Source organism: Chitinophaga filiformis, assembly GCF_021646545.1.
Lineage (GTDB): Bacteria > Bacteroidota > Bacteroidia > Chitinophagales > Chitinophagaceae > Chitinophaga > Chitinophaga filiformis_A.
In genome coordinates, this window is record NZ_JAKIRP010000001.1 from 63,069 (window position 1) to 76,923 (window position 13,855).

Sequence of the window (13,855 nt, forward strand, 5' to 3'; positions counted from 1 at the left end):
TCAAAGTATGTTGAATCGGTGTTGTCTAATTCTTAAACACCCGTTCGGGAACAAAAAAAAGATAACCATGAGAAAAACACACTTATTAAACTATTGCCTGCTGGCAATGGTAGGTATTACGGCATGTTCAAAAAAGAATGATGCACCACCCAATCTACAACATGAAACAGCTCTCGCAGCAGCTGAGCCACCCACAGTAACAGTACCAGGCGTCTGCGAATACGATCTGGATGAAGCTGCATTAAAAGCCCAGGGTTATACGAAAGTATTTGAAGACAACTTCAATATGCTTGACAGTACCAAATGGGACCGCTGGAACAGTGGTGGCTATAATAACGAACTACAGCTGTATACACCCAAAAACCTCCGTATTGTTGATGGCAAGCTATTAATTAAACCTGTGAGGGAAAGAGTAACCGGGGCTACCGATCCCGATAATCCTACGAGGAAAACATTCAATTTTACTTCCGGCAGAATTGAATCTCATTATAATTTCAAAGCTTCTACAACTACTCCGAAAGTACGTATCTCAGCCCGCATAAAACAGCCATTGGGCTTCGGTATGTGGCCTGCCTTCTGGTCGTACGGCGGCGAATGGCCTACCAACGGAGAACTGGACATCCTGGAAGGATTTGGAGAAAAGGATTTCTATAACACCAACATCTGGTATGGCAGCACGCCAGGTACGCCTGACCATGAGTATACACTTTCCATGACCTATGTTAAGTCACAGACTAATCTGACCACCTGCTATCATGTATACGAAGCAATCTGGCAAAAAGATACTGTTACCTTCCTGCTTGATGGTAGTATTACCAGGAGGCTGGTATCTTCTACAGAAGCGGGTAAATTCATTCCGAAGTTCTTTAACAGAGAGCAGCACATTACTTTGAATGCAGCTATTGGCGGTGATCAGTTTGGCACAATAGATACGTCCAAAATTGTACTGGGCGATACTTATGTAGATTGGGTGAGAGTGTACACGGCTAAGTAATTAATATAAGACAGCCGGCGGGGTGGTTGCCGGCTGTCTTACCCTGAAATTAGTACTTTCGTTATGGGCCTGATAGACCCATGCTAAAAGCAATAAAAAACCTGCTTGTTAGCAGGTTTCAATGTTTTATATCTAGTAATTAACTTACTGATTACTCCATCCGCCTATTGAGAATACTTCTATACAAGTAGGCATCTGTATCCATCCGAATAATCTTAGCCTCAGATGTTTTTTTCACCGTGGAACTGGTAAGAGTATTGTGACTATTCAATTCTTTGTCTACAGTATCGTCTTGGTCCAAACGCTGTCTGGACTCTTCAATATTACTGATATTATCCTTCTTATCTTTCATCAGCTTTAATTAAATGCTTACTTTTCAACTCTTTAATAACCTCTTTTTCCAAAATCGGAATTGCTTGCAAAGATATAGTTTTCTTTGGCAAAGCGCTTTTTTTCTCTGTTACGACTTTTTTCCCCTGGTCCTTCCTTATATGACCGGAAGACATCCTAAAAAGTTCAAGAAACCGCCTCGGAGAAACCCCATCAAATAAAAGAATTCTCAACTTGTTAAGTTCCGTTTCATTTTCTGTAATAGAATCATAGTGCAATTTAAGCGCCAGACTTTTTCGATAAGGCTCAATATAATAAACCTCGGTAATACCAGCGGCGACAATATGCCTGGCACAATTATGACATGGATATGTTGTGCAATATAACTTGCCACCTTTCATGCCTTGAGCGCCTTTCAGACCACCTTCAATAATGGCATGCATTTCTGCATGTACAGCTCTTGAAAACTCAATCAACTCCTTTAAACGGGAACCTTTTATAACATTAGTTACCTCTGCTATATCTTCCTTCTTAACGAGATTTCTTTTCACAAGTTCATTGACCAAAACATCGCGTATTAATGCTTTCTCTTCATCATTGGAGCACTTACCTCCTTCGAAATTCATACATCTATGATCGTCCTGTCCTAATGGATCCCCGGCTACTGATTTATATACTCCTCCTTTAAATCTGGGTACATCATTCCAACCGACTGAGATGATTTCGCCTTTTTCATCTATGATTGAGGCGCCAACTTGCCTACTCAAACATGCTGAATTACCCGCCGCGGCAAATGCCTGATACATAGCAGTCTCATGACCTGTGGGAGTTACGATATCTGAATTAAATATTAAATTTAAGAACCGTGATATTTTAGCTACAATAACAGGAGGATGAGATTGTTCAAGGCGAAGAAAAAAGTCGGCCTGAACAAATGTTTCGGATACTCTTTGCCCAAACTTCAATTCCTCGCCTGAATCTCTGTCGATAAGATTATATATCTCCTCTTTTTTTAATCCCATTTTTTCAAGCATTTTCTCCCGTGTATGAACATTAGAAAAAACACCGACAAAGTAAAAAAGTTCCGAGTAAATGAGCCGAAATAGCTCCAACTCTTCGTGGTTCTTTATAGAATCCACAATATAGCACACCCTTTTTGTTTTAAATGTATCGTCTTGCGCATTTAATTTCAATTTCTCCCGGTGGGCCGCAATCTCGCTAATAGCTAATTGCGCCAATATATTGGCCCCATTCTGTTGCCTAAAATCATTCCCCATATTGATTAATGCCTCAAGCTCTGCATATTTTGAGGCAACCGTAGTAACAAGACCTGCCTGCGCCCTCTTCCTGATAATCGAACTGAGTTTAATAATACGACACTCGTAATTATACTCGTTTTCCAAAATACGCTTAAACTGGTCTGCCACGAAATGAATATCTGTTCCAATCGGACCGCACAATCCTATTATAAGCTCTTCTGTATGAGTGGAAGATATTCTTTCTTTCAATTCCTTTTCCTCCTCCTTTTTCCTTATATTACTAGTTTCATCACTCGACTCAACGATCTTAAGTGCAGGTTCTGCCATATGACTAATTTTAAATAATAAATTTGTTGACTATTATAATCTGTTGCTATAACCACAAAATCATAACATTCATTTATTAATTTATTTTAGGCAATATCACAGCAGTATAAATACATTGTTGATGTGCATGGAGTCAATGTGAACAGACGGGCATTACGGAGTTGATTACTCCCTTAATCTTTTTAAGGATGGCCCGGCGGCAATTATACCATCATTTGTTATTAACAACTCCGTAAACGCAGCCTTCGGAGGTAGTCCATTACTGGTCTTCTCCCAACTGCTGCCATTATTATCAGACTTGTATACACCATCCCACTGACAAGCGATCAATCTTTTTCCGGTCCGTTGCAACTGGAAAGTATATAAATCCGGTAACCCTTTATCCGATTGTATCCAGTGTGCACCGTCATCTTTTGTTTTCAATACAACAGGGCCATAGCAAAGCGCAAATATGTATTCGCCGTCATTGGAAACATTATGCAAAGTGTGAGCATCGTATATTGAGCGCCAGCTATCGCCATTATCCACAGATAATACAAGGCCTTTGTTAGTACCTGCGTAGAGCTTACTGTTGAGTGATGTTAAACCGTTGATCTGCCTGTCGGTGAAAACAGGCTTCCAGGATTTTCCGCTGTTACGGGAAATGAAGATTCCTCCGTTAGTCCCTGCTAATATCATTGTGTTATAGACATACAGGCAGCGTACGGTCTGATTTGTCAGTCCATTGTTCGAGGCCTGCCAGCTAGCACCATTGTCAGCAGAAATATAAATACCGTGTTGGTTACTGCCTAATACCAATACATCCCCTATTCCTTCCACAGCATCAATCTTGATATTTGTCGGAAGCCCGGTTCCTGTTTTCGTCCAGCTACGCACATGATCTTTGCTTACATACATACCATGCGCTTCCGTACCCGCAAAATACATCCCTTTATGAAAGGCAAAATCATTTACAACAGCAGCGGCGGGAAAACCACTATCTATACGCTGCCAGCTTTCCCCCTGATCAACAGAGCGGTAGATCCTCCCGGCAGCGGGTGATGTATTTTGTGCTTGTATTGTTTGTATGGTGATGATCAACACAAATAGAAATGCCAGATATTTCATGTCGTACAATTTGTAATGTTATCTGCCAACTACGGGAAACTGCGATATTCTCAATTTTGTACAGCCATAAGGCACCAGTATAATATCCTCAGCCTCACCGGTCTCCAATCCGTACGTCATGCTATAGGGGATCGGCCCGCTCATTTCATTGTATAAATTCCAGGAAGGAATGCGTTTAGCCTTTGTTCTGATCAATACTGGTGCATGTTCCAGATCCCATGGAAAGTTAACGGTGCTATCCTTCTTTTCCACGATATAATTCTCCTGCAGGTTATCGTCAGGTACTTCTATCAGTCCATAGTTCCACGGAGTAGTAGGCCGTACTTCATAATAACCAGCGCCATATTCTATCGGGTCTTTATCATTTGTCACCTTCTTTATTTCCTCCCCTATTTTCAATGCGTATGTAATAGGCCCACGCTCAACAGACATGGAGTTTTCATACCATCTGCTTTTGGAGATCTGCATGGGTAACAATAGTTCCACGACATCACCTGATTTCCAGGTACGGTCTACCTTTACAATCTGATTACCCTCCACGTCTTTCCATATTTGCCCGTTTATCTTTACTGTAGCTTGTTTACACCAGGCAGGAATGCGCAGATGAAAAGGGAATGTCACGGTTGCATTTTTCTTTCCGGTGGATAATGTAAAACGGATCGATTCTCCAAACGGATAACTGGTCTCTTCCTTAAAAGAGATTACCGTCTGATCGCCCACATAAGTAGTCACCTCACTTGGCGCATAGAGTAATGCGGCAATGCCTTTGTCGGCCGTAGCATACCAGAGGTTCTGCGTAAACTTAGGCCAGCCCTGATGCATGTTGGACGTACAGCAGGGATATCCGGAGAGTAAGCCATAACAAAGGTCAGTGCCGCTATGGTTCACGTCAAAGTTGCGGGTGTGCCGGGTAGCCATTACCTGGTTGGCCTGCTGGAAATATTGTCGCTGAATAAAATCTTCTGCTATCTGAGAAGGCAAGGCATTAAATGCGATCTTCTCCAGCTGATCGGCATAACTCACATCACCGCTGATCTCCAGTATACTTTCCAATGTGAACATCATTTCCACAGCCGTGCAGAGTTCAGATCCCTGTGTGGGGTTATTGCCATGCAATGCCTCATCTCCGCCGTACAGGCCATGGGCCATGCCATTATATCTTCGCAGATCGTCAAAGCCTCTTTTAGTGGCCTCCAGGTATATTTTATCCGGATGCTGCTGATAATAGATAAGCGGTTCTTTCATGCCCTGTGCGAGGTTTACACCATGAATACTGCCGGGACGGTGTAACATGTCACTATGCAGAAAAGCTTCTGTAAAGTCGAAGGTCTGCTTGTGCATCAGGTTCGCCAGGTCCAGCAGGAACTGATCGCCGGTGATATTATACAGCCAGTAGATCACCATCAGGTTGTCCCCGGCACGGAACCTGCCCCAGAAAGACCAATGATCGAGCGGAAAGGTGGGTAGTTGTTTCAGCTGATACCTGAAATAATTGGTCAGCAGGGAAATGACCCGCTCATCGCCGGTAGCTGTGTAATATTGTTTCAGCACTTTCAGCATCACCATCTTCGGCCACCAGTCACGACTATTATCGCGCTGTATACCGGGTTCATAAGGATAGTCGTGGGAGGGGCCAAAATATCCATCCGGCTGCTGGCTTTTGATAGACCATTCCACCCAGGGTTTCACCTGGGCAATCAGCATCGTGTCTTTCAGAATATAGGCCAGCGGCAGGAGCCCATCTATCCAGTAAGGGCCACGTTCCCACTGGTCGCCATCACCACCGAGCCAGCCATTGCGCGGGCCCATTACAAGTGGATAAAGCTTATCCAGCTGACCGGTAGCGCCTTCTTTCTGGTTGATCAGCATTGTTTTAAGCCATCCCTGTGGCTCAATGGCGCCTAGAGGCAATTCGATGTATGGCTTCTGATAGAGCGGAGCACGGTTGCCGGTATACTGCCGGACCTGAGGGACCATTTTGTGTATTTTCTTCACCTGACCTGCAGCGGTGAAAGAGAGGCCCGTAACGAGTAGTGGAATAATAGCAATGTTCTTCATATAGCGTTCTTGGAATAAAAGTAAGAGGGCGGGTACTCCTCGGCTAAGAACTAAAATATAAATAATTGCCTGTTTATCAGCGCAGAATTTATGAGTGGCGGGCCTGCTATTCTTATAAATACGGAAGGCCCGTGAAATACTTCACGGACCTTCTGATTATCAAGGTGAGGCGTTATTCCGTCACAGTGAATGTTACTTCATTTACTTTGGTAAGACCACTCATACCGCTATCCTGGTAGGTCACTTTATAAGTGCCGGGAGCAGTGATCCTGTAACCGGTCAGCAGGTCGATCTCAGCGGATACCTTGTTCTTTGCAGGCACTTTGATATAGGCGTCTGCGGGAGGAGGCATGATCCTTTTTGCCATAATCCCTTTGTACTGAACAGGTTCGCCTTTGCTGTCCTGGATGTCAAAGTAAGAGTTCATGAACTTTTCGAATGGAGTATGCCATTTACAGAACTGCAATTCCTTTCCGGAATTATTGCTCACGGTAAATTTCAGCATAACAGGGCTACCCACTTTTACTTTTTCAGGTACAGACATGGTGGTAACAAGTTCCTCTGCTGTTGTTGGTACAGATGTGGTAGATGCTGCTTTCTGCGCATGTTTGCAGGCAGTGAATGAAAAAACGGACAGACAGGCTGCCAATGTAATAAGCTGGTTTCGCATTTAAATAAAAATTGAGGGCGAAAATTAAATGAAATAATTCAAATATTCTTATCTAGCCGGCAGGATTGGCGTTAAGGCTTCGTGAAAATTGCAAGTTTCTTACACCAGTACAAAGGAACGAAATGACGATTTTTGATGCATGGAAATCACTACGATCATCGAGGGAGCACATGGTGTATATTTAAGGAACCTCGAACCGGCGGATGCAGATGTGATGTCTGTGCTGGCTAACAATCCGGCAATTGCCCGTAACTTAAGGAATGTATTTCCGCACCCTTATACACGGGAGGATGCAGTTTTTTACATCGAAAAGGCCCGGGAAGGAGCGTGGGGATATTGCCAGGCCATTTGTTATGAGGATGCCTTTGCCGGTGTCATCGGCCTGGTACCACAGCAGGATGTGTACCGGCATACTGCTGAAATAGGTTATTGGCTGGGAGAACCTTACTGGCATAAAGGCATTATGACAGAAGCGATCCGTCTTATGTGCCGGCATGCTTTCAGTCAGACAGGCATTATCCGTATCTATGCGGGTGTGTTTTCGTATAACCTGTACTCAGCTGCGGCGCTGGTAAAGAATGGATTTGTGCTGGAAGGTATCAAAAAGAAAGCTGTATTAAAGAATAACGAATTATTTGACGAGCATTTTTATGCATTATTAAAATATTGACATGCAGGAGATCTTAGCAAAAATACGAGACAGAACAGGCGTCGATCTTGTCAGCATCCTATCGGAAGAGCTGTCGGGGTCGGAACTCAACTCACTGTTACTGGAAGTATTTGACCGGAAAGCCGGTCAGCTAACGCCATCAAAGCTATTACAGCAATATCGTCTGAACCGGTTCGTACAGCCGGCAGCTGTGGATGTATTGCAACTGCGGACGAAAGAGTTGAATACACTCCAACATCTACAGCAATGCGGATTCGTTCCCCTGGAATTATCGCCTGTTTCAGTATTGGGTACCTGTGCCGCTGTTGCACCCGTCAGCCAGAAGAAAATTGTCAGTGCGACAAGGGGCACGGAAGTATTGTCTGATGCGACCAACGCTATAGCCCTGCATATAGCTGATCAGAAGAAAAAAGAGAGAAGTGCTGATGTGCTGAAATACTGTACCACCCACCGGCACGTGCGCACGCCGCCGGTGAAGGTCAAAGGGCATAGTCCGCATTTCACCGTTGCCGGTTTTGTAAGTGCAGGCATGGATACGGGTAGTTTCACTTTCGAAATAAACGCTATCAGGGAACATTTTCTGGCATTACAAAGTGTATTGCTGCAGGTCTTCCAGGTCGAAGTACAATATTTTAAACTTCAGCCGAGGGCTGGATATAGACAGGAAGGTCAATTAGCAGACAGGATCTTTAATGACATTAAAAATACTTTCCCGGTTGTAATAGACACAGCTGCAACGCCTAATGACTACTACCAGGGAATACAATACAAAGCCGTCATCCATGTACATGGAGAAGAAATAGAAATTGCGGATGGAGGATTCGTCAACTGGACACAACAGCTATTAGAGAATAAAAAGGAACGATGTTTTATATCCGGTTTGGGCATCGATTATCTTAGTCAAATAATGTAAGTATGCTAAAGAGAGGCCAGCTTTTAACAGAAGACGCCAAAGACCATTTTTTTAAAATAGCTTATCCGGCCGCTCCCTTTGAGGAGTATGTTGACTATTATTTCGAAATAAGCACCCATCCTCATGCGGCTGACTTTTACATCAATGGCCTGCCTTCCTCCAATACGCTAATAGCGTTTAATCTGAATGAACAGTCCTGGTATTCTTTAAAGGATGGCAGTGAAACTCCCGCCGTGTTCAGTCATGCTCACCTGCTGGGACACACGTCGGTCTTACATACCGGTATTTATACCAGAGGCATGCATACCTTCTTTGTGAAATTAAGGCCCGGCATTGCCACCTTATTGTTCAGAGAAGAAGCCACATCATTTGTCAATACACATGCAGACCTTTCCTGTTTATGGAAAAAGGAGCTGCCGCTGGAACAGTTAATGGAAGCGGGCAGTTTCAGGGAAAGGATACTGTTATTTCAGCAGGTGCTGCTAAAACGCCTGGTCAATGACCGTCACTATCTGAAACTACAACGGCTGCATCAGCTGATGAAGTCATTCCATTTCTTACAACTAAAAGGAGAAAAGGAAATAGAAAAAATATGTCAGGCCAACTGGATCAGTTATGCATCAGCCAGAAGGGATTTTCTCAGGTATATCGGCTTTACGCCTAAATATTGCCAACGGATCAGCAGGCTAAAACAGGCGTTAATAGCATATAAAAAACATGGCTATCATTTTTACTGTGAGGATTTTGGCTACACTGATTTTTCCCATTTTGCTAAAGACAGCAGGCAAATAACGGGACGGCCGCCATCCCTTTTGGTATAAGCTACCTGATGAAAAATATTTTTACGAATTAGAAATATACCTTAACTTAACAATACAACTGCGAATTGCTTTATTCTCTTTACACCTCAAAGAAACCATAAACAACAGGTCACTATCAACATCAACGTTTACCAGATTTCTTTTTTTAAGCTATTTATTCGTACATAAAAAACGTATAACGCGTCGACGCAACATCCTTGAGCTAAATGCCGGTATATACCAACCGGAAAGAAGACTTTTTTCTCACACGCAGTCACATCGTCCAAACCACTTTAATTCCATTTAATGATGAAAAACTCCATTATCAACACCCCGGATCAACATGGGTTTATATTGAATGGTACAGAAGCATTATACATATGCCATCTGCCCATGTTCAATATGGAGAACCACATGTACCAGGTAACGCTGGAAATCACCATCTCACCTGAAGCGAAAGCAGCCTATCTGAATGACCGGCAGACCAATCCCGGTAATTATTATGTACTAGGCAACCTGCAAACCGATCTGTTCACTATTCCTGATGTCATGCTGGGCATAACCAAAAATTTCCAGGCAGACATTTTCAGGGGCATGCCTGCGGACCCCAACAAGGACGAGCCGCTTATCCACAATGTAACCACAACGATCACCAGAATTGTATATGCGCGCCATTTCGATTACTCGATCCCTTATCCTGATGATCTGACCTATATCATTTTCGGGAATGAAAAAGAAGCCTTTCTTGACCACTACCTGACGGAAGAAGAAGACTTCCTGAGCATCATCGCGCTCGACAAAGTGCCTGACTGGCTCCCCGCTGAGCAGCTGGCCATCTCCGCCAATGTAGGCTTTATAGGCATACCGTCTACCCCTATGCCAGACACACCACCGTTGGCCCCGGGCAGTTATAAAGTAACCTTCCAGGGCCAGGAAGATCTGTATGAATTACATGTAGGTGAGGATATTTTCTTTGACACAGAAATCGTAAACATGCCGGCCGAACAAACGGCTGCGAAAGGCTTCTATGTATAATCAGGAAACCATTATCACATTCACATCCATTCAAACGTCACTGTCATGAAACAACCTTTAACCTCGCATCAACGCTTTGCACGTAACCTGACGCAGCAACATGAAGAACTATTGTCAAAGCTTAAGGTAAAGGGAACCGGTTCCGACGACCTCGCCGGCTGGTTCCTGGGGCCTAAAGCGGAAAATACAGAACTGTTGCAGACATTGATCCGTCACGCGCTGGACAATCACTGCAACGACCGTAAGAACCTGTATCCGAACGATCCGGTATATGTGACAGAAGAAATGAAACAAACACCGGAATACCAGGAAACGGTAAGAGTACTGAAAGAAAAACTGGATGTATTGCTGCAGCAGCTGAAAGGTTCCGTACCTTTCTGGAGTTATCGCTGGCAGTCGCATATGAATTGGGATACCACCCTGCCCAGTATGGCCGGTTATTTCGGCACGATGTTGTACAACCCTAATAACGTCGCCGCTGAAGCATCGCCCGTTACCACCGTGCTCGAAATGATCGTTGGTGACGAACTATGCAAGATGCTGGGATATAATATTTCAGATGAAACGACACTGGGACCTAAGGCCTGGGGACATATTACCTGCGATGGCTCCATTGCCAATAATGAAGCCATGTGGGCTGCACGCAACCTGAAGTATTATGCTATCAGCCTGGCTGCTGCCATTAAAAATGAACCTTTACTGCAGAAAGCGGGCGCGCTGAAAATAAGGCTCGCCGACGGCTCTGTTACTACTATTGCCGAAGCAAGCAGCTGGGACCTGCTGAACCTTTCCGTTGATGAGGTACTTAGCCTGCCGGACAGATTAAACGCAGAATTTCATATCAGCCTGGACCTGCTCAACGATATTATGGAGAGCTACAGCATCCAGAATATCGGCTTCGACGGTGTCAATAAGTACGTTGACAGTGGTATCAAACCGCCTGTACTGATGGCGGCATCCACCTGTCACTATTCATGGCCTAAATCGGCTGCAGTACTGGGTATCGGCGCCAATAACCTGATCAAGGTGTATGTGGACGAAAATGCACGGCTGCATATAGGCCGTTTAAAGGAAGAGCTACAAAACGCGCTGGACAATCGCATGCCTGTACTGATGGTAGTGGCTGTGATAGGCACCACAGAAGAAAGTGCGGTAGATCCACTGAAGGATATCATAGAGGTACGTGAAGAGTTCAGGAAACAGGGATTGAACTTCGTTATCCATTCTGACGCAGCCTGGGGTGGTTATTTTACTGCCATTCTACGGAAACCGGAACGCCAGATATCCAACAGATTTGTGTTGTACACGCCTACACTCACGATGAATGCTTATGTAACAGAACAGTATGCGCATATTCATCAGTCGGATTCTATTACCATCGATCCACATAAAGCAGGATATATTCCTTATCCCGCAGGTGGTCTTTGTTATAAAAACGGCGCCATGCGTAACCTGGTAGCATTCGCAGCACCGGTGGTTTATCACGGCGGTGTAGATCCGACCGTAGGCATCTACGGACTGGAAGGCTCCAAACCAGGGGCTGCTGCAGCCGCTGCTTATATGAGCCACCAGGTAATTCCGCTGGACCAGAGCGGTTATGGTCAGATCCTTGGTAAATGTCTGTTCAACAGCAAACGCCTGTATAGTGCCTTTATCACGATGGCAGAACCGGACGATCCGTTCATCATTGTACCGTTCCAGCGGCTGCCGGCAGAGAAAAACGGCGAAGGGCCAGATAAGATAAAGCAGCAATATGAGTTCATCAAGGAAGAGATCGTACCGAAAACCAATGAAGAGATCATGGCCAATCCGCAGGCAGTAGCATTATTGCCGGAACTGGGCAGTGACCAGATCATTATTACCTACACTTTCAACTTCAAAGAAAACGGAGTGCTTAACAAGAGTGTGGATAAACTGAATGAACTCAACCTGAATATCTTCGAGGCGTTGAGTCTTTCTCCGGGCGAACACGATCATCCGTCCAGGACACCGATGTATTTAACACAATCACAGTTTGATAATGAATCATATGGTAAGTCATTTGTAGATGACTACAAAAAACGCCTGGGCCTATCCATCGACAACGATGAGCCGGTGAATATCCTGATTTCCACTACCATGAACCCGTGGCTGACAGATACTTCAGAAGGTAACTTCATCCCAGAGCTGGTGAAGGTATTGCGTCAGACAGTATTGGAGCAGGTAGAGAAGCTGGTAGGCGCGCTGGAAGAAGCATAAAAGGATCGGTTAACAAGGGTGCCATAAAAACGAGAAGCCACATCAAAACGATGTGGCTTTTCACTTGTCGTTTAAAACTATCAAACTATTATTGAGGGATTGAGATACCATTGAACACTCTTCCGGGATCATACTGCTGCTTAAGCAGCTGAAGGCGGGGCAGGTTCGTCCCAAATGCTTCATCAATCTGATCGTATTCTTCCGGCCCCAGCATATTCGGGTAACCACCCGGGAACGCGGCTTTATCCTTACCCATCTTCGCAGACAGCTTTTCCGCCCATTGGATATGACGCTGCGCATTGGCAGCATCGTCCGGCTCCCAAATGGAAAGAATTTCTATCATAAAATGCGGCTTTCGTAATCCGAAAGCTGTATCGGCCAATGCCACGCGTGTTGACGCACCATGAAAGTATTGGAAGTTCATCATGGAGAATGGAGAGGTACGCTCATTGCCGGCTATGCCAATTTCCCCGATCACGTCTGCCGACAGATCAGCCATCCATCTTGTTTGTATGCTAGTATGACGCCCCACTACTACATGTTGATCAAACATGGCCAAGACGTCTCCGTATGCCATAGGTGTGACCTGCTCCATGACTATTGTGCCCATTTCCCTGAACTGATCGATGGTTCGCTGTCCTTCAGAAATTTCCCCATACCAGGTGGGGGCGATAAATAACAACGGCGACCCATCCGGAGCGGGGAGCAGTCCAATCGACGATGACAGTTGATCGGGCGCCTGCTTTATAAATGCTGCATACCGCTGAAGGATGGTCTCAGCTTCCGACCAGGGAAAGCATATGAGACCGGATAAGATAGGTTTTGCGTCATGCAGGCGAACGGTCAGAGAAGTCACTACGCCAAAGTTCCCGCCACCACCACGTATGGCCCAGAATAAGTCGGGATAGGTAGTCTCACTGGCATAAACAATACTGCCGTCGGCAAGTACCAGCTCTGCTCCCAGCAAGTTATCAATAGACAGGCCGTAGGAAGGACTTAAGGGGCCATAACCACCTCCCAGTGTAAAGCCCGCAAATCCTACCATACCGATGCTTCCTGTAACGGCTAGCTGCTTATAAGGAGCGGCAGCGGCGATCAGCTCTTTGGCCTTAATACCTCCACCTACTCTCGCAACATGCTGCAACGGGTCTATCTTAATGTCGTTCATTCTGCCCATGCTGATCACAATACCGCCTTCGTTCAGGCTGCGTCCGGCCCAGTCATGTCCTCCTCCCAGTACTGATACCTGCATTTTCTTCTCCCGGGCCAGCCAGAGGGCAGCCTGCACATCTCTGGAATTATAAGGCCGTATGATCATGGCTGGCTAGTGTTTTACTGCGCCATTCCATATCTGCATCTCTTTATTATACTCACTTTCGCCGGGTAACAGCACCTGCTCTTTCTTCAGCGGAAACACCATATCAAGGGATGATTGTTTCATGTAGCTCATAGTT

Annotated in this window: 12 protein-coding genes; 6 read left to right on the forward strand and 6 right to left on the reverse strand. The window is 45.0% G+C overall.

Features of this window, described 5'->3' with window-relative positions:
* Positions 1-67: 67 nt before the first annotated feature.
* Positions 68-994, forward strand: coding sequence for a family 16 glycosylhydrolase (locus L3C95_RS00265; protein WP_236384047.1), 927 nt, complete (start codon positions 68-70; stop codon positions 992-994).
* A 151-nt stretch (positions 995-1,145) separates the two neighbouring features.
* Here L3C95_RS00265 and L3C95_RS00270 read toward each other — a convergent pair whose 3' ends face one another.
* From L3C95_RS00270 to L3C95_RS00290, 5 genes are all read right to left on the reverse strand, one after another.
* The gene (locus L3C95_RS00270; RefSeq protein WP_236384048.1) at positions 1,146-1,346 is read right to left on the reverse strand and encodes a hypothetical protein; all 201 of its coding nucleotides are present in this window, start codon (positions 1,344-1,346) and stop codon (positions 1,146-1,148) included.
* Entirely contained in the window at positions 1,336-2,910 is a 1,575-nt protein-coding gene (locus L3C95_RS00275; protein WP_236384049.1) for an anti-phage dCTP deaminase, read from the reverse strand. The genes L3C95_RS00270 and L3C95_RS00275 overlap by 11 nt, the downstream gene beginning before the upstream one ends.
* A gap of 165 nt (positions 2,911-3,075) precedes the next feature.
* On the reverse strand, positions 3,076-4,017 hold the full coding sequence (locus tag L3C95_RS00280; RefSeq protein ID WP_236384050.1) for a WD40/YVTN/BNR-like repeat-containing protein: 942 nt from the start codon (positions 4,015-4,017) through the stop codon (positions 3,076-3,078).
* A gap of 18 nt (positions 4,018-4,035) precedes the next feature.
* Positions 4,036-6,075, reverse strand: coding sequence for a beta-L-arabinofuranosidase domain-containing protein (locus L3C95_RS00285; protein ID WP_236384051.1), 2,040 nt, complete (start codon positions 6,073-6,075; stop codon positions 4,036-4,038).
* A 172-nt stretch (positions 6,076-6,247) separates the two neighbouring features.
* Positions 6,248-6,745: a hypothetical protein gene (locus L3C95_RS00290; protein ID WP_236384052.1), complete on the reverse strand. Its 498-nt coding sequence runs from the start codon at positions 6,743-6,745 to the stop codon at positions 6,248-6,250.
* 139 nt (positions 6,746-6,884) lie between these two features.
* Here L3C95_RS00290 and L3C95_RS00295 point away from each other — a divergent pair, with 139 nt between their 5' ends.
* From L3C95_RS00295 to L3C95_RS00315, 5 genes are all read left to right on the forward strand, one after another.
* Positions 6,885-7,415, forward strand: a complete 531-nt coding sequence (locus tag L3C95_RS00295) for a GNAT family N-acetyltransferase (protein ID WP_236384053.1) — start codon at positions 6,885-6,887, stop codon at positions 7,413-7,415.
* A gap of 1 nt (position 7,416) precedes the next feature.
* Entirely contained in the window at positions 7,417-8,328 is a 912-nt protein-coding gene (locus tag L3C95_RS00300; RefSeq protein ID WP_236384054.1) for a hypothetical protein, read from the forward strand.
* Between the two features lie 2 nt (positions 8,329-8,330).
* Positions 8,331-9,149 (forward strand): helix-turn-helix domain-containing protein, encoded by an 819-nt coding sequence (locus L3C95_RS00305; RefSeq protein WP_236384055.1) that lies wholly within the window; start codon positions 8,331-8,333, stop codon positions 9,147-9,149.
* A 285-nt stretch (positions 9,150-9,434) separates the two neighbouring features.
* Positions 9,435-10,163, forward strand: a complete 729-nt coding sequence (locus L3C95_RS00310; RefSeq protein WP_236384056.1) for a hypothetical protein — start codon at positions 9,435-9,437, stop codon at positions 10,161-10,163.
* Positions 10,164-10,208: 45 nt separating this feature from the next.
* Positions 10,209-12,401 (forward strand): pyridoxal phosphate-dependent decarboxylase family protein, encoded by a 2,193-nt coding sequence (locus L3C95_RS00315; RefSeq protein WP_236384057.1) that lies wholly within the window; start codon positions 10,209-10,211, stop codon positions 12,399-12,401.
* Between the two features lie 88 nt (positions 12,402-12,489).
* Here L3C95_RS00315 and L3C95_RS00320 read toward each other — a convergent pair whose 3' ends face one another.
* Positions 12,490-13,719 carry an FAD-binding oxidoreductase gene (locus tag L3C95_RS00320; protein ID WP_236384058.1) on the reverse strand — a complete coding sequence of 410 codons (1,230 nt, stop codon included), beginning with the start codon at positions 13,717-13,719 and terminating at the stop codon, positions 12,490-12,492.
* Positions 13,720-13,855: the final 136 nt, after the last annotated feature.